The sequence below is a fragment of the Pseudomonas sp. B21-053 genome (assembly GCF_026016365.1).
In the GTDB taxonomy this organism is placed as follows: Bacteria; Pseudomonadota; Gammaproteobacteria; order Pseudomonadales; family Pseudomonadaceae; genus Aquipseudomonas; species Aquipseudomonas nunensis.
In genome coordinates this window covers 2,568,170-2,592,294 of record NZ_CP087205.1, presented here as the reverse complement: position 1 = coordinate 2,592,294, position 24,125 = coordinate 2,568,170, and the positions used below count along the sequence as shown (strand labels likewise).

The 24,125-nt window shown below is 57.8% G+C and carries 19 protein-coding genes and 1 pseudogene; 8 read left to right on the top strand and 12 right to left on the bottom strand.

Annotation, left to right across the window (positions count from 1 at the left end):
* Window positions 1-6 precede the first annotated feature (6 nt).
* The 3 genes from LOY68_RS12035 to LOY68_RS12025 all read left to right on the top strand — a co-directional run bounded on the left by LOY68_RS12035 (window position 7) and on the right by LOY68_RS12025 (window position 6,156).
* Entirely contained in the window at window positions 7-1,347 is a 1,341-nt protein-coding gene (locus tag LOY68_RS12035) for an HlyD family type I secretion periplasmic adaptor subunit (RefSeq protein WP_265044805.1), read from the top strand.
* A gap of 1 nt (window position 1,348) precedes the next feature.
* Complete coding sequence (locus tag LOY68_RS12030) at window positions 1,349-2,677, top strand: TolC family outer membrane protein (protein WP_265044804.1); 1,329 nt, start codon at window positions 1,349-1,351, stop codon at window positions 2,675-2,677.
* Between the two features lie 455 nt (window positions 2,678-3,132).
* The gene (locus LOY68_RS12025; RefSeq protein ID WP_265045770.1) at window positions 3,133-6,156 is read left to right on the top strand and encodes an Ig-like domain-containing protein; all 3,024 of its coding nucleotides are present in this window, start codon (window positions 3,133-3,135) and stop codon (window positions 6,154-6,156) included.
* 734 nt (window positions 6,157-6,890) lie between these two features.
* Here the strand turns inward: LOY68_RS12025 and LOY68_RS12020 are convergent.
* The 3 genes and pseudogenes from LOY68_RS12020 to LOY68_RS12010 all read right to left on the bottom strand — a co-directional run.
* Window positions 6,891-7,358 carry a hypothetical protein gene (locus LOY68_RS12020; RefSeq protein WP_265044803.1) on the bottom strand — a complete coding sequence of 156 codons (468 nt, stop codon included), beginning with the start codon at window positions 7,356-7,358 and terminating at the stop codon, window positions 6,891-6,893.
* Between the two features lie 273 nt (window positions 7,359-7,631).
* Window positions 7,632-9,164 carry a sensor domain-containing diguanylate cyclase gene (locus LOY68_RS12015; protein ID WP_265044802.1) on the bottom strand — a complete coding sequence of 511 codons (1,533 nt, stop codon included), beginning with the start codon at window positions 9,162-9,164 and terminating at the stop codon, window positions 7,632-7,634.
* 168 nt (window positions 9,165-9,332) lie between these two features.
* Window positions 9,333-9,510: pseudogene (locus tag LOY68_RS12010) on the bottom strand (IS5/IS1182 family transposase); the annotation flags it as partial.
* Window positions 9,511-9,650: 140 nt separating this feature from the next.
* On the opposite strand from LOY68_RS12010, the gene LOY68_RS12005 reads away from it, so the two are divergent.
* Window positions 9,651-10,133 (top strand): GNAT family N-acetyltransferase, encoded by a 483-nt coding sequence (locus tag LOY68_RS12005; protein ID WP_265044801.1) that lies wholly within the window; start codon window positions 9,651-9,653, stop codon window positions 10,131-10,133.
* A gap of 140 nt (window positions 10,134-10,273) precedes the next feature.
* Here LOY68_RS12005 and LOY68_RS12000 read toward each other — a convergent pair whose 3' ends face one another.
* Complete coding sequence (locus LOY68_RS12000) at window positions 10,274-11,128, bottom strand: SDR family oxidoreductase (RefSeq protein WP_265044800.1); 855 nt, start codon at window positions 11,126-11,128, stop codon at window positions 10,274-10,276.
* Between the two features lie 87 nt (window positions 11,129-11,215).
* Between LOY68_RS12000 and LOY68_RS11995 the strand changes: the two genes are divergently transcribed.
* Window positions 11,216-11,623: a winged helix-turn-helix transcriptional regulator gene (locus LOY68_RS11995; protein WP_265044799.1), complete on the top strand. Its 408-nt coding sequence runs from the start codon at window positions 11,216-11,218 to the stop codon at window positions 11,621-11,623.
* Window positions 11,624-11,746: 123 nt separating this feature from the next.
* On the opposite strand, the gene LOY68_RS11990 is transcribed toward LOY68_RS11995, so the two are convergent.
* The 4 genes from LOY68_RS11990 to LOY68_RS11975 all read right to left on the bottom strand — a co-directional run bounded on the left by LOY68_RS11990 (window position 11,747) and on the right by LOY68_RS11975 (window position 14,292).
* The gene (locus LOY68_RS11990) at window positions 11,747-12,175 is read right to left on the bottom strand and encodes an ester cyclase (RefSeq protein ID WP_265044798.1); all 429 of its coding nucleotides are present in this window, start codon (window positions 12,173-12,175) and stop codon (window positions 11,747-11,749) included.
* Between the two features lie 49 nt (window positions 12,176-12,224).
* On the bottom strand, window positions 12,225-12,635 hold the full coding sequence (locus tag LOY68_RS11985) for a nuclear transport factor 2 family protein (RefSeq protein ID WP_265044797.1): 411 nt from the start codon (window positions 12,633-12,635) through the stop codon (window positions 12,225-12,227).
* A gap of 30 nt (window positions 12,636-12,665) precedes the next feature.
* Window positions 12,666-13,286, bottom strand: a complete 621-nt coding sequence (locus LOY68_RS11980) for an NADPH-dependent F420 reductase (RefSeq protein ID WP_265044796.1) — start codon at window positions 13,284-13,286, stop codon at window positions 12,666-12,668.
* A gap of 67 nt (window positions 13,287-13,353) precedes the next feature.
* The gene (locus LOY68_RS11975) at window positions 13,354-14,292 is read right to left on the bottom strand and encodes an SDR family oxidoreductase (protein WP_265044795.1); all 939 of its coding nucleotides are present in this window, start codon (window positions 14,290-14,292) and stop codon (window positions 13,354-13,356) included.
* A 171-nt stretch (window positions 14,293-14,463) separates the two neighbouring features.
* Here LOY68_RS11975 and LOY68_RS11970 point away from each other — a divergent pair, with 171 nt between their 5' ends.
* Both LOY68_RS11970 and LOY68_RS11965 read left to right on the top strand, forming a co-directional pair.
* On the top strand, window positions 14,464-14,916 hold the full coding sequence (locus LOY68_RS11970; protein ID WP_265044794.1) for a winged helix-turn-helix transcriptional regulator: 453 nt from the start codon (window positions 14,464-14,466) through the stop codon (window positions 14,914-14,916).
* 161 nt (window positions 14,917-15,077) lie between these two features.
* Window positions 15,078-15,908, top strand: a complete 831-nt coding sequence (locus LOY68_RS11965) for an alpha/beta fold hydrolase (protein WP_054615301.1) — start codon at window positions 15,078-15,080, stop codon at window positions 15,906-15,908.
* Window positions 15,909-16,026: 118 nt separating this feature from the next.
* Here LOY68_RS11965 and LOY68_RS11960 read toward each other — a convergent pair whose 3' ends face one another.
* Entirely contained in the window at window positions 16,027-19,095 is a 3,069-nt protein-coding gene (locus LOY68_RS11960) for an efflux RND transporter permease subunit (RefSeq protein ID WP_265044793.1), read from the bottom strand.
* The gene (locus LOY68_RS11955; protein ID WP_265044792.1) at window positions 19,092-20,201 is read right to left on the bottom strand and encodes an efflux RND transporter periplasmic adaptor subunit; all 1,110 of its coding nucleotides are present in this window, start codon (window positions 20,199-20,201) and stop codon (window positions 19,092-19,094) included. Before LOY68_RS11955 ends, LOY68_RS11960 begins: the two co-directional genes overlap by 4 nt.
* A 216-nt stretch (window positions 20,202-20,417) precedes the next feature.
* Here LOY68_RS11955 and LOY68_RS11950 point away from each other — a divergent pair, with 216 nt between their 5' ends.
* A complete protein-coding gene (locus tag LOY68_RS11950) occupies window positions 20,418-21,875 on the top strand; it encodes an efflux transporter outer membrane subunit (protein WP_265044791.1) in 1,458 nt (485 codons plus the stop codon).
* A 91-nt stretch (window positions 21,876-21,966) separates the two neighbouring features.
* On the opposite strand, the gene LOY68_RS11945 is transcribed toward LOY68_RS11950, so the two are convergent.
* A complete protein-coding gene (locus LOY68_RS11945) occupies window positions 21,967-23,238 on the bottom strand; it encodes an OmpP1/FadL family transporter (protein WP_265044790.1) in 1,272 nt (423 codons plus the stop codon).
* Between the two features lie 193 nt (window positions 23,239-23,431).
* Window positions 23,432-24,058 carry a TetR/AcrR family transcriptional regulator gene (locus LOY68_RS11940; protein ID WP_163909508.1) on the bottom strand — a complete coding sequence of 209 codons (627 nt, stop codon included), beginning with the start codon at window positions 24,056-24,058 and terminating at the stop codon, window positions 23,432-23,434.
* Window positions 24,059-24,125 lie beyond the last annotated feature (67 nt).

Genomic DNA, 24,125 nt, shown 5'->3' with positions numbered 1-24,125 from the left:
CCGATCATGCAAATGAACCAACACATCGAGATGATTCACACCGATCCCCGGAACGTGGTGGATCTGGACGTCGGCAAACCCATGCGCAGGGGCATGTGGCTGGTACTCGCCGGCTTCGGCGGCTTCCTGCTGTGGTCCTGGCTGGCGCCGCTGGATGCCGGCGTGGTAGCGACAGGCACGGTGAAAGTCACCAGCAATCGCAAAGCCGTGCAACATCTGAGCGGCGGCACCGTGGAGGCCATTTTTGTACGCGAAGGCGATACCGTAAAAAAAGGCCAGGAGCTGGTCCGCCTCGACTCGCTGCGTGCGGTTGCCGAACTGGGTGCGATCAGCGCTCAGTACATCGTCAGCAAGACCGTGGAAAACCGCCTGGAAGCGGAACGCGACGGCCGCAATGTGGTGAACTACGATCCCGAATTGCTCAAGCATTTCGGCAACGACCACCGCCTGGTCGCCGCCATGGATCTGCAACAACGTTTGCTCGATACCCGGCGCGCCGGCCTCGCTGGCGAAATCAGCATTCTGCAGGAAAACCTCGCAGCGTCGGCGGTGCAGCTCAAGGGCTTGCAGCAGGTCTATGGCGCCCGCGCCTCGCAGATCAACTTCCTCAGCCAGGAACTGCAAGGCACCCGCATGCTGGCAGCCGAAGGCTATGTGCCGCGCAACCGGCTGCTTGAGCTGGAACGCAGCAATGCCGACCTCTCCGCAGGCCAGGCCGAAAACCTCAATAACATCGCTCGCATACGCAGCCAGGCCACCGAAATAAAACTGCGCATCCTGCAGCGCCAGCATGATTACCAGAAGGAAGTCGAATCGCAGCTCACCGACACCGCCAAGGAAAACACCACCCTGGCCGACCGCTTGCGTGCGCTGGATTACGAAGTGACCCACACGGTGATTCGCTCGCCCATCGATGGCATGGTCCAGTCCCTGAGCATTGCGACCATCGGCGGGATCATTCAGCCCGGTTTCAAGATCATGGAAATCGTTCCGGACAACGAACCGCTGCAGGTCGACGCGATGATTCCCGTACAGGCCATCGACAAGATGGTCCCCGGCCTGGCCGTGGACATTTCCTTCCCGGCCTTCAACCATGCCCGGACGCCCAACATCCCAGGCCGCGTGAAGACCATTTCCGCCGACCGCCTGCTCGACGAGGAAAGCAAGCAACCGTTCTATCTGGCCCAGGTAGAAGTCACGCCCGACGGCATGAGCCTGCTTGGCAGCAACCACATTCGTCCCGGCATGCCCGCCAGCGTCACCATCAAGACCGGCGAGCGCAACTTGATGAGCTATCTCCTCAAACCCATGCTCGAGCGAGTCGACAGCTCGTTCAAGGAGCAATGAAATGGACCGTCATTGCCTGATCTTCTGCCTGCTGGGGCTGTCCTTCCCGGCCAGCGCCATGGACCTCAAACAAGCCTGGGACCTGCTGCAGTACCAGGGCCCCGTCTACCGCGCCGCCGTGCATGAAAAAGAGGCCGGCCTGGAAAACCGCGCCATTGGCCAGGCTGGACTGCTACCGCAGATCAGCGCCTCGGCCTACGACAACAAGGTCAATGGCACCCAGCGCCAGAACGGCATCGAAAGGGACCTGGACTACGACTCCAAGGGCGCGAATGTGCGCTTGCGCCAGCCGCTGTTCAACAAACAGAAAATGGCCGAGTACCGCCAAGGTAAACAACGTGCCGACTACAGCGTCGCGGTGTTCGATGCCAAGAGTCAGGACGCCGCGGTGCGCCTGGCCGAAAGCTATTTCGACGTACTCCTGGCCAGTGAAACCATTGTCCTCGCCAAGTCCAAGCTGAGCGCCTTCGATGAACAACTCGCCTCGGCGAAACGGCGCATGGAACTGGGGGCCGGTACTGTCACCGACATCGACGAATCGGTCGCTCGTCGCGACCTCGCCGAAGCCGAGCTGATCGAAGCTCAGGACAACCTGATCAATGCGCGTCGCAAGCTTGAGGAACACATCGGAGAAACACCCGAATCGCTGACCACCTTGCGTCCGGGCTTCGACACCCCACCGCTGCTACCGAACAACCTGCAGGACTGGCTGATCAAGGCTCAGACCGATAGCCCGCTGATCCATGCGCGCCGCCATAGCAGCGACCTCGCTGAAGAAGAAGTGAAGCGCGCCAAGGCGGGACACTGGCCGACACTGGATTTCGTTGCCGGCTACACCGCAGGCGATAGCCAATCAATCTCCGAACTCAATCAACGCAACCGCTACGGCTCAATCGGGCTGGAAGTCAATATCCCGCTGTACAACGGTGGCGGCACCAGCGCACTCACACGCCAAGCCAGCGCCAATAGTTACAAGGCCCTGGACGAGCTCGACGCCACGCGACAAGAAGTCATCTCCGGAACCACCCGCGAGTATGCCGGCATCCACAGCGGCGCCAAGCGTATTCACGCGCTGGAGCGGGCCGTGGAGTCCAACGAACGCTCACTGACGTCGACACGCAAGGGTTTCAAGGAAGGCGGCACCAGCACCAATTCCGACGTGCTCAATGCTCAGGAGCTGCTCTTCGTTGCGCAACACGATCTGTTCGAGGCCAAGTTGCGCTACTTGATGTCGCGCCTGCGCCTGGCCTCTTCGGTGGGCAGTCTGGGCGACGACGATATCGACCAGATCAACAACTACCTTGGCCCGGAACTGCTGGTCACGAACTGACATTCGCCTGTCGACCGGTCGAGCCAAATGAGGGCCGACCGGCTCCCCCACTTCCGGGGAACGCTGATTCATCCACTCCCGCCGCTCAAAACCATCCCGCCGAACCACGCTCACCGCTATGGCGCTGATTTTTCACTGTCGAAAATGGGCAATCAGCATTCCCACAAATGGGCCACTACACCCACCAAAAACGGGGAGTTTCAACCGTATTTGAGGAATCTCCCCCACCCGGTTTTTCGATCACTTGTCACACTCACAGCCACCGGTCAATTAAACTGAACTTTTTCGTCGCGCTGCTGTAATGGCTCGTTTGTTGCTCCACACCCTTTACCCGCATTAGCTGTCGTCCCGAACGTGGAGACGGCGGGGCATCACGCGAGGGGTGAAAAATGAAACGCGCAAAAACACCATGCACTTCCATCGTCTTGTTGCGCAGGTCAAGCCTGCCCTATGCGATGCTCCTTACGCTCAACACCGCCAATGCCGTGCCGCTCGACGATGTCAGCCAGCCGCCCCCGACGGACCCCTCGGCGTATACCAACCCGCCCGCCGACCCTGCGGCAGCGCTGGAAGCCTTGAAAACAATGCCGCCGACCAACCAGGGCGCCATTGCCCTGCCCAACGGCGTGTACGGTGACCGCAACACTCCACGTGCTGACAACGCGCTGCCGCCAGCCCTGCAAACCTCGTTCAAAATCCCCACCAACGGCAAACCCAGCCCGTTGTTCGGGGCGCAGCCCTACACCCAGCAACTGCTGCTGATGGAGGAATTCGGCACGGAAAAACTCGACCCGACCCTGCCCGCGCCGACACTGACCTTCCCTGTGCCGCTTGCCGGCCCGGCGCCGCAGCAGGACCCGGACAGCATCGCTCGCAGCGGCCCGTCGAGTGCGGCACTGGAAGCCTTCATGCGCCAGCCCGGGATCTACCCGTTTCCGTCGCAGTACTCCAACGTGCTGGATCGCAACCCGTGGAAATCGCAGATCGAGGCCTTCCTCAACCGCCATCCGGTCGGTTCGCCGGCTGAAGGTCGTCCGCCAGGAAAGGGCTGGTCGCATCAGCGCTGGAACGAGTTCTACCCGCAGGTTGCCTTCAAAACCGTGCAAGCCGGTGCCAAACTCAACGGTGGCATGCGCGACCGCCGACAAATGCACAACTACGCCGTCGGTGAGTTCGGGCCTGGCGGGCTCTACTACCAGACCTCGGACATCCCGACCACCACGGGCACCACCAAAGGCATCGACACCCGTTTTCACCCCAAAATGCCGATTCAGAACCACAAGGCGCTATGGACCTTCGACGGCACCTTTCCAACCAAACTGCTGATGGTGCGCTACGGCCAACCGGTGCTGATGCGTCACTACAACGCGCTGCCGATCGACCCTTCCGCCAACATGGGTTTCGGCCTGCACACCCTCAGCACCCACGAACACAATGGCCACAACCCGGCCGAAAGCGACGGCTATACCAATGCGTTTTTCTTTCCGGGGCAGTACTACGACTATCGCTGGCCAATGCAACTGGCCGGCTACGACACCATCAACACCAAGGCTGAAGATCCTCGCGCGGCGTTCCCCTGCGCGCCGGGCGAAACCCTGTTCGTCAACGACGCCACCCCGGGCCTGAAGACCTGCAACAACGGCACCATCAAGATTCGAGGCGACTGGCGCGAAACCATGAGTACTCACTGGTTCCACGACCACATGCTCGATTTCACCGCGCAGAACGTCTACAAGGGCAACGCGGTGATGATGAATTACTACAGCGCCCTCGATCGTGGCAACGAGGCGGTCGAGGACGGCGTCAACCTGCGCCTGCCCAGCGGTTCGGCGCTGCCCTGGGGCAACCGCGACTATGACGTCAACATCATGATGGCCGACAAGGCCTGGGATAAGAACGGCCAGCTGTGGTTCAACCCGTTCAACACCGACGGCTTCCTCGGCGACCAGATCCTGGTCAACTGGCAGTATCAGCCGCGCCTGAACGTGCGTGCTCGCAGCTATCGTTTCCGCATCCTCAACGGCTCGGTGTCGCGCTACTTCAGGATCGCGCTGGTGCGTGAAATCGCCGGCACCGGCGGCGAGTTCCCCGGACCGGCAGGCTCCGGCGTGTCTTATGCGCGCGTGCCGTTCCACCTGATCGGCAACGACGGCAACCTCATGGAACACGCCGTGCCGTTCGACGGCAGCATGGACCTGGACGGCGACGGTGACCTGCAGGACCACAACGCTATCCTGCCGACCCAAGGCATCGCCGAGCGTTACGACATCATCGTCAACTTCGCGAAAAACGGGATCAAGACTGGCGACAAACTGTACTTCGTCAACCTGATGGTGCACCAGGGCGGGAGGGGGCCGGAGATGGATCCGATAAGCCTGGCCGACGTACTGTCCGGGAAGTACAAAGCGGTGCTCAAGCTGGGGAGCAAAGGACTGGAATGGGACGGCGGCGACCCGGTGGTGGGCAAGTTCATGCAAATGGTGGTGCAGCCTTACAGCGGCACGGATGTAAGCATGAACCCTGCCGAGTACGAGCCGGCCAAACCGGGCAAGGCGGCGGGTAAAATCATGATTCCGCTGACCCTCAACCGTGACGATCCGACGGTGCAGGCCAAACTCAAACTGGCGCGGCATCGCGAGTTCATCTTCGGTCGCTCCGATGGCACCGACGAAGCACCCTGGACCATCAAGACCGACGGCGGTTTTGGTTATCAGATGGACTCACGGCGAATCAGCGCCGCTCCGCAACTGGCCAACGGTCCGACGGATGCCGGGTACTCCGGCGACGGTACCCTTGAGGTGTGGAAAATCAGGAACGGCGGCAACGGCTGGAACCACCCGGTGCACGTGCACTTCGAAGAAGGCATCGTCCTCAACCGCGACGGCAAGGCGCCGCCGGAATGGGAAAAATGGGCGCGCAAGGACGTCTATCGCATTGGCGAGGGCATCGACAGTTCAGTGGATGTCGAAATGGCGATCCGCTTCCGCGAGTTCGCCGGGACCTACATGGAGCACTGCCACAACACCCAGCATGAGGACACTTCGATGCTGCTGCGCTGGGATATCGAAAGGCCCGGCCAGTTCCAGTTGATGCCAACGCCCCTGCCCGGCTGGGACGGCGTCACCTATGTGAACTCGGCGGCGCTGCCGACCTTCCGCACGGGCGAAGGCGAAAACAAAAAACCGGTCGCCAAACCCGACAGCGCCACCAACAGAGACGGCAAACCGCTGACCATCAATGTCCTGGCCAACGACTCCGACCCTGACGGTCATGTGCCACTTAAAGTGGTGGGTCTGACGCAACCGAGCGCCGGCAAGGGCACGGTCACCGTCAGCACCGACGGCCTACGTGTGATCTACACGCCACCGCCCACAATCGCCGCGTCGTTCGTCGCCAGCTTTACCTATCAAGCCAGCGATACCAAGGGCGCGCTATCGACACCGGCGACGGTGACCGTGGCGGTCTCGGCACCCCGGTAACACGCTGACATGACCGCAACGCCGCAGCCCTGCTCAGGCATTGCCTGAAGGGCTGTTCGCGGCGTGGCAGGTTGTGTTCCTGGACGGAAATCTCAATCGCTCGATAGCTGCCTTTCATGGGGTAGCTATCGAGTCTTGCCATTCGCGATCGGCAGCATTCAGTCCGGAATTTCAAGAACGGTCAGCTCAGGCTTATCGTTCATCACCGGGACGAAAATTCGGAGAGCGCCTCCTGAACCCACTTGAAAATGCTTCCCCCACGTCAGAGGAAACACCCCCTTAAACGGGCTTTATTTACCCCAACTTTATAGCGAAAGAGGCCCATAAAATGGGTTACAACGGCAGAACTTACAGGCTCTAAAAATTTGGCACAGAGCTTGCTGAATGTTAACCAAGCACATTAATCAAGAACGTCAAGTTGATTGAGCCGGGTCAGCGGTACTCCCAAGGCACCTGCATTCAATGGTTAATAAAATGCTCAGGCCCAAGTTCGCCGCTCATAGTACTTTGCTACTTTATGGAGTGACCATCATGCCCCATGAATCGATAACACTTACGTCTTTGCTCATACTGCTCATTTTTACTCTTGGGGTAGGCTGGAATCTCATCATTTTTTTATTCGATTAGGAATGAACGGTAAGTACTGAAGCCTTCCGACTGCCTTGATGCCCTCTATGGCCGTTTGCTTCCTATCGTGGAAGACGGCAATCGGGCTGAAGCGGACGCTCGTTCAGTTAATTCCAAACACCTATCGATAGTGCGCCGCAGTACATGGCGGTGGTGCACACGATAACTTGGGCAATCATGAAACCGAAGCCGGCTCCCAGAAACGCAACGCCCGCGACTATCCATGGCAAGCTCGTATTTACACGGAACCTCAACAACCAAGCCGAAACACTTGTGCCGACGACCATCCCTGGGACAGAAAATAAATGACCCAACCCAACGAGACCGCCATCACGACCCGCGCTGGATACGATCGCCATGTAGACCAGAAGAGTGACAACCGCTGCGGCTGTTGTTCCAGTTAAAAACAGGGCCCGAGAACGTAGAATCAAGCCTGGAAGCAACATTACCACTGGCACTCCAATGAGATACCAGAAGCCTAAGTAGAGCGTGCTGCCAGCACTGGATGCGTAAACGAGAACGAGAGTGATCAGAACCATTGAACAGACTAGATCATCCCTAAATCCCATTTTCATTCCCTTGCCTCGCTTTCAGCGTCGTTATTGTTGAAATAGATTAGCTGACGGCGAGGTCTTCGTTCCGTTGCCTGCTATGGGTCGATGACGCCTGTCGCCACCGGCAGCAATGGGTCGATTTCAGCCCTTCACCAAAGGGCTGATTTGGGTTGTCTTCTACCGGTCATTACCAGGGGGCGTGCTGGACAACGGGATGATTACCTGAAGGCAGAGCGTGGCTGCGAAGCTGTCGAGTTTTGGCTTTTGCGCAGTGACATCCGGGTAGCCGATCTGCTACCTATCTGCAAGTTGGACTTGATCTCTACCACTTGATTTTGCACTGTACATCGCGGTATCGGCACGCCGAATGAAGGCGTCGAACGATTCTGATGGAATCCACGTTGCAACGCCGAAGCTACAAGTCGCCTGTCCAATATCATCAAACGGTACGGTGCTTATTAGAACTCGAAGTTTTTCTGCCAGCAGCCTTGTATCGTTCAGTTCGATATCCGGGCAGATCAATGCAAACTCTTCACCGCCTGTTCTGCACAGCAGATCGGTTTTGCGTGTTGCCGAACGTATTCGTGCGCACAACGACTTCAGAACGTTATCACCACACTGATGGCCCCAGCGGTCGTTGATGTGTTTGAAGTGATCGACATCAAACATGATCAGCGACAGAGGGCGGTATTGCACGCTAGCCTCGATGAGCAGGCGCTCCATCAACTCTTCGAAGTATCGACGGTTATAGACTCCGGTCAGGTGATCGGTAATGTTCAACAAACGCAAATCTTGCGTGCGTTCATTAACCAGCGAGAGCGCGCGGGCGCGCTGCGTAATCAGCAAGTACACCATCAAGGTCAGCAGCAGCGTCAACCCTGCTCCGAACACGATAATCAGGCTGATGGACAGTGCGTAGCTGTTGGCGACCAGAAATGTTGAGCTGGGTCTAAACTGGATCAAGTAATTTTGGTCGGCTACTTTCAGCAACCGCTGCGTGTGCAGCGCTGAAGGGGCAGCAGGGGCCAAGCTCTGATAAATGTTTTCCGCTTGATGCTGCGTGCCGATCAATGAAAGCGTCACGTTCAGTCGTTGCAGACTTGGTAATGGAATGCCTTGTTCCATCAAAGAAGCCAAGCGTACGCTGGAGACAACGAACCCCTGCAAATTATCACCGTTCAATGCAACCTCAGGGGACTCGTGGAATACAGGAGCAACAAAGAAAACCCCCGACTGCCCATTGGTCATTTTCAACGGTTCCGACACGACTATTTGACGTGTTTCTCGTGCCTTGCCCATCAAGGCTTGGCGCCCCGGGCGAGCCATAACATCCATGCCGGGTATGATCTTTACGTCATCGCGCTTCAATAGGTAGAGCAATATCCAGTGTTCCGGCCGGCTGGCGAGGGGAACTCTTTCGCCGGTGACGGGATTAATTTCATGATATGAAAAATCACTGGTGCCATTGAGAAGCGCCTTGGCGCGAAACGCTTGTAGATCCTTCTCTAAGATCTTTGGTACCCAGCTATAGGCTTCCTCCTCTCCAACCAGAGGCGTAACGAATCCCAGAAACTCCTTTTCAGTGACATCGTCGGCGTTGATAAAGAAACGCCTCACAACGTCTAATTTCAAGACCTGAGTATTAAAGCGTCGTTGCAGGCGACTGAATCTTTCGTCGACCTCAAGTTGAAAAGCAACGCTAACGGTACGCTGCTCTGACCCTAAGAACAGAATCAGCACCAAGAACGTGACGGCCACCCCAGCCAGGCACACCAAACCGCAAAGAGTCACGTCTGATGCTTTGAGTACGCTCTGACGAGTAGACATCATTTTGTTTCCTTGCTCATCGCCAAAAACAGTGTGCAGTGACCTGGAGTACTTTTGGAGTATCGGCACGCTTGTCGTTATCTTTATGAATCAGGCGTTAGAGAAAGGGGTTTATATGAAGGATTCCAACCAGTTAACGGTTCAAATCTCGAGCGGTCGTGGCAAATGGGGATGGTGAGCAGGTCGGCCAGTATCGGCTGGAATGACACCTTCAAAACCCAGATGCATTCGGTCGAGTTCGTCGACGAAGACGTCGACTACGGATTGGTATCGCTCACGTAGTCGTCGAGGCTCTCGGGAAGTAAGGTACTTTGACTCGATGTTCACCTTGAATGAAGCGTTTCACTGGCTACCCCTGTAAATGAATGAGACAGCCCTTCATTCATATTTGAGATGGATGTCTGAGTTCGACGGTGAAGCCAAACTGGGAACCACATATCAGGCTCTCTATACTGGCCTCCCAGGATGGTAGTTGGAGCGCCAAATATGCCCGTCACACCCAATCAAAATTCCCCAATCATTTTGGTCCTAGCTCAACAAAGCGACTTGGATAATCTTGTAGCCATTCGAATTGAGGCCATGCGCGAAAGTCTGGAGCGTGTTGGGCGATTTGATCCAGTGCGCGCGCGCGAGCGGTTTCTTAGCGGTTTTGAAGCTCGCAACACACGCTATATCGAGGTATCTGGAGAGAGGGTTGGTTTTGTAGTGGTCAAGCATCACCACAATGAACTCTTGCTCGACCACTTGTATGTGAGACCGACCGCGCAAGGATCAGGTGTAGGGTCTGCTGTTCTCACTCAGATTTTCAAAGAGGCGGATGCGGCTGCGCTCCCTATTAAAGTTGGAGCACTCAAACAAAGCGCTTCGAATCACTTTTATACCCGCCATGGCTTCCAATTCATCGAAAGCAGTGAATTCGACAATTATTATGTTCGTCAGAGTGTTCCGGCGATTGGCCCGGCTTGCTAGCTGGATGTGATGCACCTCGACGTACGTTTTTACACACTCTGGGCCGAAAGCAGACGGTCAACCCGGTCCTCGATGGTTGGCGTGGATGGCTTTGCTCAATGCGGTTTGGAAGCATTAAGCAAAGCTGCTGCTGGCTAGTTTTAGTGCTTAAGCGCCGCGCTAACGGATTGAGCAATCGGGGTCGTTGGACGTCCCAACAACTCACTCAGTTGGCGAGAGTCATCAAACAGATCGCCTTTAGCTGCGGCGGCATCAGAATCAGCCAGCAGCCCTGCGAACTCTTCCGGTAGGCCCAATCCAATGAGTACTGCCTTGTATTGCTCTTGTGGAAGATCGTTGTAAACAACGGTCTTACCGGATTGTTTGGCGACTTCCGTGGCCAGTTCGGATAACGAGTAACTCTCATCACCTGCCAGTTCATATACCTTGCCTGCCTGACCTTCGCTGGTCAGTACAACGGCTGCCGCGTCAGCATAATCTTTTCGCGCTGCGGAGGAGATTCGACCCTCTTGTGCACTACCAATAATAGCTCCGTGCTCGACCGCAGGCGGCACGCTAACGGTGTAGTTCTCGCTGTACCAACCATTACGCAGCAGTACGTAATTCAATCCAGACTCTACCAACGCCCGTTCGGTATCCCGGTGCTCGACAGCCAGGCCAAGTGTCGACTTGTCTGCGTGCAGCATGCTGGTGTAGGCCAGAAGTTGGACGCCCGAAGATTTGGCCGCGTCAATGACGGCACGATGTTGTGCCGTACGCTGGCCGACTTCGCTTGACGAAATCAGCAGCAGACGCTGAACACCGACCAAGGCGCTACGAAGGGTGTCAGGCTGGTTGTAATCCGCTTGACGGACGTCAACGCCTTTCGCGCCAAGATCCTGCGCCTTGAGTGGATCGCGCACCAACGCGACGATTTCGTGTGGGTTGACGGTTTCAAGCAGCGAATCGATAACGAGACGGCCCAATTGGCCGGTAGCACCTGTGACGGCAATCATAATGAAGCACCTTGATTCCAAAGGAAGGAGTGATCATCCTATGGCACAGGCTAACTAATAGTAAGTACGTACAAAAAGGTAAGTATTATGAGCCGCCAAGATTATATCCCTCACCTTGTCTCCGAAAAAATACGTCGCGGCGAACTTATGCATGCTGATTGCCCTTCGCGAGAGGTCCTCAAGCATATGACCAGCCGCTGGGGCGTCCTGGTGCTAGTTGTTTTATTGGGGGGCACGCATCGTTTTAGTGAGCTGCGTCGGAAAATCGGTGGAGTGAGTGAGAAAATGCTTTCACAGACACTCCAGGGGTTAGAGGGCGATGGGCTCGTCAACCGGCTCTCTCGACCGATAGTGCCGCCCTATGTGGAATACACGTTGACTCCCCTGGGAGAGGCAGCAGCGACCAAGGTAGAAGCAATGGTCGACTGGATTGAAAACAACCTGCCCGAGATTATGCAGTTCAGGAGCGAAAACGCGGACGCTGAAAAGAGCTGACCTCCGCGAAGGGCCGCTTTGGGTCAATAGCAGCTTTCCACGGAGGACAACTCTGGGTCAGATATCCGAGCGCGCCCTCGCCTCCATAAAAGCAAAACTTGATGCGCCCCCCAACACCACCCATCACCCACCAACAAGCCCAAGCTGCTGCTGCATGACGGAAGCCGCGTTGTAGCAATTAAACGAGATGACCTTTCCATCCTCCAGGTGAAAAACGTCACAGCACGGAACATCAATCACCTTGCCCGTTGGAGCGACGGTCCCTGAGGGAAGTGTCAGCTCACCTTTATGCGTGCCCCGAATGGCGAGTTCGACGACTACGACATTCTCCGCGACGTAGATGTTGAATAGCTCGCGGTGAACATCAGGGAATGCACTTGCGAATGCGTCGATTGCATCGCCAATCGCCTGCCCGCGCAACGTCATGCCGGTAGGAATGTCGCGCATGTATCCTTCTTTCGAGAAGAAGGAGACGAACTTCGCGATGTCTTTTCCGCTTCCCTCCCCGGCGGCGTACAGTTCTGTGACGATTTGTTTATTGTTAAACATCATCAATCCTCCACGTAGTGGGTACAGACTCACTTGGTGCCGTAGCCGCTGTTCAACGGCTGGCGTTCGGCTCGGAAGCGCGGGCCAGTGCTTGCGTATCGATATATTCCCGGATGTGCGTCAGCTTTCCATTGCGCACCGTAATGGCGAAGACCCAATCGTCCTCCCACGTCTTGTTCGTCGCTTTTATTTTGCCGCTGGCGAAGCCGAGGACCAGGACGCGGTCGCCCTGCGCTATGAATTCAAGGGGTTCCAGGAGTGAGGTTTCCATCGTTTCGGATTGCGTCTTAAACAAATTCGCCAACCCGGCGTGCCCGCGGTGCGTGCCGGCCAGCGGCCATTTTTCGCCCGGAATGACCCACGCGATATCTTCGGCGAACAACGCCAGCAGACCTTGCCTGTCGCCGCGGCCGATGGCTGCAAACGCATCCTTCACAATCTGGACATTCTCTTGCTCGCTCATCGAAATCTCTCCGTTTCTCGGGCGTCTGACTCAGCCGATATCGACGTTCAAGGCGATGTCCCAACTGCCGGCACCGTTTTTCGCCAGGCCGATCATCATCAGCCCGAGCGCCTCGAGCGTCTGGGCCATGTGCAGGCCGCCGACATCCAGCGGGCGCAGCCCGATACTCTCGATGAACGTCGAGACGCGTGCTTTGGCCTGCGAATCGTCGGCGGCAATGAACGCGTCGAGGCGCCCGCCCTTGGCTAGAACGTGTCCGAAAAGGGTGTTGAACGCCTTCACGACATGCGCGCTGGCGGGGGCGATTTTGGCGATTTCCTGTGCACCCGAACTGCCGGCCGGAGAGACGAGGCCCGTGAGGTCCGGGGAGGCTGTGTTGGTGATGTCGATGATCACTTTGCCGTCGAGCGCGTCGCCGTAGTCGGCCACCACCGATGCAGCACCGGTGTACGGCACGGCGAGGATGACGATGTCGCCGGCCGGCGCGGCCCCGTAGATTCCAGTGGTCGCGCCAGCGGCGAGTTTGTCGGCCAGCGCCTGCGCCTTGGCCGGGTCGCGGCTGATCACCTCAACGGTATGTCCGGCGTTGGCGGTACGACCGGCAATCGCCGCGGCCATGCCGCCCGAGCCGATAATGCTGATAGTGCTCATGGGTATTTCCCTCGTGAAATTGTTGTACGCCGGGCCAGTGGCGACCCGGTTGCCTGCTCGACTCAAATCAGTCGGCAGGGAAGTAATGACCGTTGTCCAGGTCCTCTAGCAGGCCGGGCTGGGCAGGCTTCCATCCGAGGGTCTGGCGGGTGATGAGGTTTGAAGCCGGCAGGTCCAGCGTGACCATATTCGCGAGGAACCCGAAGTACCCCGGCAGCATCAGTACGTCCGCGGGAATGCTCACGGCCGGCATGCCCAGACGGCTGCCAATGGCCTCGGCGATCTCGCGGAAGCGGATGCCCTCGCCTTCAATCCCGTGCCAGGATTTGCCAGCGGGACCTTTCTCCAGCGCGAGGCGGAACAACGAGGCGAGATCGCGGGCGTGCACGGCGGGCCACAGGTTCGCGCCATCTGCGGGGTAGCCGATGACGCCCTTCTCCTTCGCGAGCCCAATCAGCAGCGTGAGGAAGCCGGCATCGGTCGTGCTGTGCGCGATCGGAGGAATCCGCACGACCGACGACCGCACGCCCCGCTCCGCGAGGCCGATCACGGTGGTTTCCACGACGTTACGCACCCGCAAGGTGCCTTTGTACTGGTCGCCGCCGGGAAGGGCCGGATCCTCCTCGGTGGCTGGCCGGCCGAGGTTTTCCCAACCGGGCGAGCCAATGCTCCCGGATACAACCAGCGGCTTTCCGGTGCCGGCCAGTGCCTCGCCGTACGCGAGCATGATCTGGCGCTCCGCAACCGCCACGGCGTCAATGCCGCCGGAGGGAAGCAGGTCTTGCCGGTGCGCGACGTGGATCACGCCGTCTGATTCCGATGCTGCCGACTTAAGCACGTCGAGGTCGGAAATATCCCCGCGACGCACCTTGGCGCCGAGTGCGGACAGCGCCGCCGCGGACTCGTCGGACCGAGCCAGGCCGGTGACTTCGTGGCCGGCGGCGATAAGGTCGGGGATGATGTACGAACCGATATGGCCGGTTCCGCCAGTGACTAAAACGTGCATGTTAAGGCTCCATGGGCGGGATGTGATGCGAGAAAGAGTGATGCGGGAACGCTCAGCGGAAGTGGCTGACGTCGATTGAGAATGTAAAACCATGCTGGTCGCTTCACTTGCAAAAAGCAAGCAATCAGTCGAATTTTACTTGCAGCATGCAAGCGATGCTAAGATCCCGCCATGAAGAAAACTCTTAAAGAAGACATTCGATCCCATTGCGCGGTGAACTACGGCGTGGAGATCTTCGGCGACCGTTGGTCACTCTTGATCATTCGCGACATCGTTTTTGTTGGAAAGAAAACCTATGGCGATTTCCTGAAATCGGAAGAGGGAATCGCGACCAATGTTCTGGCTTCCCGACTTGCCTTTCTGGAGGAGCAAGGCGTTCTCTCGAAGGCGCCCAACCCCAACGACAAGCGCAAGGATTTCTACACGCTGACCGAGAAGGGCCTGGACCTCATTCCTGTTGTGATCAGCATCGTGCTGTGGAGCGCGAAGCATGATTCGAAGTCGTACGTGCGGCATCACGAGGATTTGATTGCTCGATTGAGCCAAAACCCCATGCAGGCGAGCGAGGAAGTGAAAGCGCTGGTCCGCAATGGCGGGTGCATCTTTCCTGAGAACGGGGAATGAACAACGCGGTAAACGCGCCCTGCCCCACCCATCGCTTCAAAGCCCCCTTCCCCGTCCGTCTTCTACACTGACCAAGCCCGCGCGTGCCCCTTGGCGCACGACTGCGGGCTCACTGCCTTTTGCACGCCCCACACCCACCAAAACGCGAGGGGACACACGCCATGAACTCAATTACGACCAAAGACGGCACGCAGATTTTCTACAAGGACTGGGGACCGAAAGACGCGACGCCCATTGTGTTTCACCACGGCTGGCCATTGAGCGCGGACGACTGGGACAACCAGATGATGTTCTTCCTGCTCAAAGGCTTCCGGGTGATCGCGCACGACCGTCGCGGGCATGGACGCTCGACCCAAACCTGGGAAGGCAACGAGATGGACACCTACACCGCCGACGTCATCGAGCTGACCGATGCGCTCGACCTCAAGGGTGCGATCCATGTCGGTCACTCGACCGGGGGTGGTGAAGTCGCACGCTACGCAGCCCGGGCCAAACCGGGACGGGTGGCCAAGGCTGTGCTGATCAGCGCGGTTCCGCCGATCATGGTCAAGTCGGAAAAGAACCCCGGCGGGTTACCCCTGGAAGTGTTCGACGGGTTCCGCGCGGCATTGGTCGCCAGTCGCGCGCAGTTTTACGTGGACGTGCCGGCGGGGCCTTTCTATGGGTTCAATCGGCCTGGCGCCAAGGTCTCGCAAGGCGTCATCGATAACTGGTGGCGGCAAGGCATGATGGGCGGCGCGAAAGCGCATTACGATTGCATCAAGGCGTTTTCCGAGACCGACTTCACCGAAGACCTGAAAGCAATTCAGGTGCCGACGTTAGTCATGCATGGTGAGGATGATCAAATCGTACCGTTCGCCGACTCGGCGCCGCTGTCGGCCAAACTGCTGAAGCATCCAACGCTGAAGACTTACCCGGGCTTCCCGCACGGGATGCCGACGACCAACGCGGATCAGATCAACGCCGATCTGCTGGCGTTTATTCGCGGCTGAAGATAAGGGGACAGATTTATTTTCGAAGGAAATAGATCTGCCCCTTTTTGCTTTGAACGGTGAGAGAACGGTTGGCGTCCTCTCATCCAGCCTCGCGCGCTACGTCGGATTTGCTGTTTCAGTGCCCCTTATCGTCAGGACGGATCTTGAACCAGATGGAGTACATCGCCGGCAGGAACACCAGCGTCATGATGGTGCCAACGAACGTGCCTCCGATAAGGGTGTAGGCCAGCGTCCCCCAGAAGACCGAGTGTGTCAGCGGAATGAACGCCAGGATCGCGGCGAGTGCTGTCAACAGTACCGGGCGGGCACGTTGTACCGTGGCTTCGACCACTGCGTGAAACGGGTCCAGTCCTTCTTGCGCGTTCTGATGGATTTGCCCAATCAGAATCAGCGTATTGCGCATCAAAATGCCCGAAAGAGCGATTAGACCAACCAGCGCGTTAATACCAAACGGCTGCTGGAAGATCAGCAGTGTCGGCACCACGCCAATCAACCCCAGAGGTGAAGTGAGGAACACCATGATCATTGCCGAGATCGAACGAACCTGCAGGATGATGACCAGCAGCGTCATGGCAATCATGATCGGGAATAACGGCAACATCGCTTTACCGGCCTTGCCCGACTCCTCGATTGCACCCGCCTGCTCAATCCGGTAGCCGCCAGGCAGCTTGTCGATGACCGGCTGCAACTCTTTCATGATCACACTCGAGACGTCCGGTGGCTGCAAACCTTCGGCAATGTCACCGCGCACGGTGATGGTCGGTGTACGGTCACGACGACGGAGGATCGGATCTTCCATGCGCACATCGACCGCGCCCACCTGAGACAAAGGAATCCGCTGACCCGCCGTACCGATCAGCGTAAAGCCTTCTATCTTGGCGGGGTCGAGCCGGATATCACCCGCTGCGCGCCCCATCATCTGGACCGAGCGAATGTCCTCACGCACCGCAGTGATCGGTACGCCAGCCAGCAGGAACTGCAATTGCTGCGCGACTGAATTTGACGTCAACCCCACCGCCTCCAGGCGATCCTGATCCAACGCGAAATGCAGCGTCGGCGTCAGCGGTCCCCAATCGGTGTTGACGGTTCTCATCATCGGGCTCGACTGCAACACGTCCTGTACCTGGCCCGCAATCTCGCGCAACGTTGACGGATCCGGCCCCATTACCCGATAGGCAACAGGGAATGGCGAATACGGACCAAACACGAGCTGAGTCACCCTGACCCGCGCTTCCGGGGCAAGTCCCTGCGCAGCAGCCTCGCGGATACGAAACTTGAGGGCCTCACGCGCCTCCTGGCTGTCCGTCAGCACCACAATCTTGGCGAAAGACGGATCAGGGAGTTCCGGCGCCATCGCCAGATAGAAACGCGGCGCGCCTTGCCCGATATAGGCGGTGACGATTTTTGCCTCAGCCTGCTGTTGCAGCCAGGCCTCTATCTTGGCAGTGGTGGCGCTGGTCTGCTCAATGGAGGTGCCATAAGGCATTTGCACTTCAATCAAAACCTCTGGACGGTCCGAGGTCGGGAAGAACTGCTTCTTGACCAGGCTCATGCCGAGGATCGCCACGACAAACGAAGCGATAACAGTGCCAGCCACCAGCCATTTGCGAGCGATGACCCGCGTCAAAATCCGCCGGAAATGGTTGTAGTGAGGCGTGTTGTAAATAGCCGCGTGACCACCCTCGACCTTCTTGATGTCCGGCAACATCTTCACGCCCAGGTACGGGGTAAAAGCGACCGCAACCACCCAGGATGCAATCAGGGCGATGCCCACGATCCAGAACATGTTGCTGGTGTACTCGCCGGCGGTCGACTGCGCGAAGCCGTTGGGCATGAAGCCGATAGCGGTCACCAGCGTACCGGAGAGCATCGGCGCGGCGGTATGACTCCAGGCGTACGCGGAGGCTTTGATGCGGTCGTAGCCCTCCTCCATTTTCACCACCATCATTTCGATAGCAATGATGGCGTCGTCCACCAGCAGTCCGAGCGCCAGAATCAACGAGCCGAGGGTAATACGGTCAAAGTTCTTTCCCGTGGCCGCCATCACCACAAACACCACTGCCAACGTCAACGGCACAGCCGCAGCGACCACTACGCCGACACGCCAGCCCATGCTGAGAAAGCACACAAGCATCACCACCAGCAGCGCGACGAAGAATTTGACCATGAACTCGCCGACGGCCGAACTGATATTCACCGATTGATCGGTGACCTTGGAGAGTGTCATGCCCAACGGCATGCCTTGATTTATCTTGACCGTCTCCGCGTCCAGCGCCTTGCCGAGGTCAAGACCGTTCCAGCCCTCGCGCATCACGATCCCCAGCAACAAGGCCTCTTCACCGTTATTGCGCACAAGAAAGGTTGCGGGATCTTCATAACCACGTTCGATCGTCGCCACGTCAGAGAGTTTGAGCGTGCGCCCCTGAACGGAAATGGGCGTGTCACGAATCTTCTGCACCTTATCGAACGCACCATCCAGCCGCAGGAAGACCTGAGGCCCATTGGTTTCGATGGAACCGGCGGGCGTGAGCACGTTTTGATTGTTCAGCGCGGCAAAGATGTCCTGTGGAGAAATGCCCAAGGTGGCCAGCCGATCATGCGAAAAGGAAACAAAGATACGTTCGGGCTGCTCCCCGATAATGTTGACCTTCTTTACGCCTGGCACATGTAACAGTTGTTGGCGCAACGACTCCGCATCACGCACCAACAGTCGCTGCGGCTCGCCTTTGGCTTTCAGGGCAAACAGCGCAAAGGTCACGTCCGAAAACTCGTCGTTGACCATTGGCCCGATGACTCCCGCTGGCAGTTTGCGGGCCTCATCGTCGAGCTTTTTACGCGCCTGATAGAACTCCTCCTGCACTTGCGAGGGCGGCGTGCTATCGAGCAGTGACACCATCGTGAAGGCGAGGCCGGGACGGGTGTAGGTTTCCGAGCGGTCGTACCACTTCAGTTCTTGCAGGCGTTTTTCGAGTGGCTCTGCTACCTGATCCTGCATCTCCTGCGCCGTGGCGCCCGGCCAGGCAGTAATGACTGTTAACTGCTTGACCGTAAACGGAGGATCTTCCGCACGGCCCAGTTGAAAGAACGACAAGATGCCCGCGACGGCAATCAGGAAAATCAGAAACACCGTGATGGAGCGTTCACGAACGGCGATCGCAGAAAGATTGAAGCGACCTTCGCTCATGGACGACCCCCGGCAACTTTGGCGTCATCCTGTTGGGGCAGTCTCACCTCTTCACCCTCGCGCAACAGGTGCGCACCTAACGCCACGATCTGCTCGCCGACCTTGAGATCGCCTGCGACTCGCGCCGAGTCGTCGCTCAAGCCCAAGACTTGAACAGGTCGCCAGGCCACCTTCGCCGGTGTGCCGACGATGACCCACACGCCAGTGCCTTTGCCTGGGTCATAAACGGCAGCAATCGGCACTTGCATCGAATTCCCCTGCGCGGCGCCTTCAGCGATCCGAAGCGTGACCGTCGAACCTATCGGTGCATTGGCCAACGCACCCTCAAGCACATACCGCGCCTCAAAAGTGCGCGTCATACGGTCGGCCGAGTCGGACAGCAGCCTCAGCTTCGCTGTAACTGCGCCCGTGGTATTGCCATAAAGCGTCGCCTGTGCGGTGGATCCTGCTGCGGGACGCAACGTCTCGGGCAGGTGCACGATCGCTTCGCGCTGACCTGCCCGCGCCAGTCGGACCACGGGCTGCCCAGGGCTGACGACTTGCCCCGGTTCGGCAAGCGTCTCCACCACAACGCCGTCGGTATCGGCAAACAACACCGCGTAACCAGAAGCATTGCGGGCTACGTCAGCCTGCGCTTCAGCGGCGCTGAGCTGCGCCTTCGCGGTATCCGCTGCGGCTTTGATCTGGTCGTAGGCCGATGCAGAAATAGCGCCTGCGGCGACCAGGTTGCGATATCGGGCCTCGTCATCGACTGTCTGCTTGGCTCGGGCCCGAGCGGCTATGACCGACTCTTGCTGTGCACGCGCCTGCAACCCCAGGTCAATGGGGTCGAGGCACATCAGTGGCTGACCACGTTTAACGGTTTGACCGGTATCAACCAGACGCTCAAGCACCTTGCCTGACACCCGAAAACCCAGGTCGCCCTGGACGCGAGCAGCCACGACTCCCGTGAAAGAACGTGACGCGTCGGAGGAACCCTGAACCGCTGCGGACCTGACCAGAGGCGCATGCGTGCGCGGATCTTCAACGGTGGATGAGTCGCCACACGCCGTCAGGACGAGAGGCAACAAGCAAGCGGCAATGGGGATAGGTCGAAGCCTGCGCATAGGTTCCCTTACTTAAAAATAGGACGAGCGTCATATTCTCAGCCTAGTGACTATTTGTGTCAACGGTCACGAATCGTGAAGCGAACAGCCTCTACCGCGATATTGAAACCTCATAAAGCACTTAAAATATTTGGTTAAAGCTAAAATCACGTCAATTGACAGGAAGTGACCTATTAGTAATATAGTCACAAATATTCTCTTACTGAAGGAATCTCAATGCCTCCCCTCCGTCCAATTGCTCTTTTGGTCAGCGCCGGCTTGATGGCAGGTTGCGCGGTCGGTCCGGATTACCATCGTCCAGACGCTCCGCTGTCGGATCGTTACTTGGGCCAGCCTTCTGTCGAACATCGGCCTGGCGCGACGTCGACCAGCCTCGTCGCCTGGTGGGAAGGCTTTGGTGATCCCGTGCTGACCGACTTCATCTCCAAGGCACTTGAGCAGAATCTGGACCTGGCGCAGGCGTCGGCGCGAGTTACTCAGGCGCGGGCCGGACTCGGCGCTACCAATGCCGCGTTACTGCCCTCGGGGAATATCAGCGGCCAGGCTGCGCGCGCCTACCAGTCAATCGAGACGCCACTCGGTCAGGTGTTGAATTCAACACCTGGCTATGATCGGTACGGAAGTTCCTATGAGGTCAACCTCGATGCCAGCTGGGAGGTTGATGTCTTTGGCGGCCTGCGACGTGGACGCGAGGCCGCTCTGGCCGAGTATCAGGCATCCCGGGCGGGCGTCGCGGCGACACGATTGGCCGTCGCAGCGCAGACCGCCGATATCTACATCACTGTCCGCGGATTGCAGGCTCGGCTGGACATAGCGAATCGACAAGTCAAAACGCAGCAGGAGCTACTGGAGAAAGTCCAATTGCTCTACAGCAAGGGGCTCGCCGCCAACTATCAGGTTCGTCAGACCGAGGGGACCTTGGCGCAGGTCCAAGCAACAGTACCGGCCCTGCAGACCGGTCTGGATGCGGCGATGAATGCACTGGATGTCATGCTCGGCACGCCACCAGGCACCCACCGCACGCAACTGACAACGGCGGCGAGCATCCCTGTGGCGCCGCCGTTGAAGGCGATGGGAACGCCGGCTGATTTGCTGCGCCGCAGACCGGACCTGATGGTGGCTGAGCGCCGTCTTGCGGCCTCAAACGCACGCATCGGGGAGGCGATTGCCGAGTACTACCCGAAGTTCTCCCTTAGCGCATTGCTGGGCAGTGCCACCGCTGTATCCGCAGGCAATCTTTTTACCGGCGGCGCCAGCCAATCGGCGGGCGTACTGGGACTGCGCTGGAGGCTCTTCGACTTCGGTCGCATAAACGCCCAGATCGACCAAGCCAAGGGACAGGAAGCCGAAACCCTGGCCGCTTACCGTCAATCTGTTCTGCGCGCTACCGAGGATGTCGAGAACGCACTCTCTGCACTGGTGAATCGCGAATCTCAAGCAACCACCCTCGCCGGGGGAGAGGCGTCCCTGACACAGGCTCGACAATCGTCGTTCATCGCCTATGAGAAAGGCACGGCCAGCCTGATCGATGTCCTGCACGCTGACGAGACGCTGCTGCAAGCTTCCGATGCTCGAGCGCAAGCACGAACGGAATCTGCGCGAGCGGCGGTAGCAGCATTCAAGTCACTCGGTGGTGGCTGGCAACCTTGGGATGTCGCAGTGACGAGTCGATGAAGCTTGAGGGGGAAAGGCCCTAACCATGCTCTAAAAGGTCGGGAGGCAACGTGCGCTCCCGACCAGACGTCTATCGTGCAACAGCATTCAATTAGAAGCGGTAACTCACAGAAGTCCCAAGCCCGCTCGCACTGTTTTTATATTTGGCACTGTATGCACCTCTGGTCGCCGAAGTATCGTTGATCTGAACGCTCTCCTCCCACAGGTAGGAATAGGCGACATCAATCGTGACATTGTCCACCGGCGTCCAGCCAGCACCGAAGCTGACAACCTTGCGGTCGCCCGTGGGAATACGTGGTCCCCGATTGGTGTTGTTGGTGGGCGACTGGTCAACTGAAAAGCCTGCGCGAAGCACCCATTGGTTGTTCAGTTGATACGCCGCCCCGATAGCGTGAGCCCACGTATCGTGCCAATTCTGCTCTTCGGTAATGGTGCCCAACGCGCCGCTCAACACAGGGGGTAAACCGGTGTTCTCGATGGTTAACTCTTTGAAGCGACTCCAGCGAGTCCAGGTGCTCCCCAAGTAGACGGTCCAGTCGTTGTTGAGCTGATGCGTCACCGAGAAATCCACCGACTCTGGGGTATCCACATCCAGCGAAGCGTCATAACTGCGGCCACTGACCCCCAACACGCTGAAGATGCCGTCAGTGACCTTGGTCTTGGCATCCAATTTATAACTGACCTTGGAATGGTAGGTCATGCCCAAACGGGTTCGGTCTGTCGCCTGCACCAGGATACCGGCGTTGAAACCGAGGGCCGTGTCGTCACCCGTGCTTTTGAGTTTTCCGTCATTGCGACCAGGGCTAAGTGGATTGGGCACCATCCCGGATATCTCACCGCTGATTCGGTTGATGGTCGGACCGAACCCGATCGAAACTCTGTCGTTGAAGGCATAGCTGATGGTGGGCTGGAACGTAAGGGTCGTGACCTCGCTTTTGTTGGCGTAGTAACGCCCGGCGAAACCACTGCCATAGTCAGTCATCAAACCAAAAGGTACATAAAACCCTACACCGAACGCCCAATGCTCATCGATGGGTTTGACGTAGTAACCCATCGGCACGGTGGTGGTTGGCACCATGTCGCCGTCTTCCTGGCCGCCGAATGTGCTCTGGGTGTGGCTGATGTCGGACTTGGCAAAAAGCGTCGCAGCTCCCACGCTGACCTGCTCTCTTTTCAAACGAGACATTCCCGCAGGGTTACCGAATACCGTGCTCGCATCTTCAGCGGATGAGGAGCGACCGGCAAACCCCGACCCCATCCCGCTGATGCTCTGTTCATTCAGAGCAAAGCCGCTTGCAAGAACGTTTGAGGATGCGAGCACGACAGCAAGGCCAAGTGGGCTCTTGAGCACTGTTTTTTTCATTGTTTGAACTCTATGGGATCACTGAGATGACGCAGTAGATGCGACGGACCACCATACTTATTCATGTGACCAATTCAGTCAATGGTCACAATACAGATAAATAAATGCCCTTCGCCGGATGGACGAAGGGCCAAGTGAAAGCGTTTGATGATCTGTTGCTTACCCGGGGATGCCGTAAACCTTTAGCCGAAGGTCAAGGCATGAGGCTACGCAAGATGAGGTTGGAGGTGAGCATGGGCGCTTCCTCGACGAAATCGAGGTTGTATTGCAGCAGCAAGGGATTGACGAAGGGCCGCAACGCGAGATGTATCGCTTCTACTGTTTCATCTAGCGGAGTCTTGCGTTCAAATTCGCCAACCTCTCGCCCCTCCCGAACGATTTGCGACACGAAGCTTTTGATCTGTGCGTCATAAGCCTGCGTACTGGGCCAGCTTTCCGCCGCCGCGAACGCTGCTATGTCATAGAGTTTGCGGTCGTTGAAGAACAGATTCACACCTGTAGCGATAACTGTTTTGACCAAGCGTCGAAAGCGCTCCGTCGGCGACAGGCCTTCGACATTGATCGCCTGCTCGACTGCCGCGACGATTTCTGCCAGGCAATTAGCGCAGATGGCCTCACCGATTGCTTGTTTGGAATCAAAGAATTTGTAGATGTAAGCCTTGGAAAACCCGATGGCCTTTGCCAAGTCGGAAACCGTGGTTTTGCTGTAGCCGTATTGGCTGAAGTGCTCGTTGGCCGCCGCGACAATCTGGTCTCGAATGTCGTGATCGGCTGGGCCACGGGTGCTGGGCGAAGATGAAGATATTGATGGCTGATTCATGGGAACAGCTTACTCATCCTGTCGACGACTGACAACTTGTGACCGATCAGCTACACAGTCACAAAAC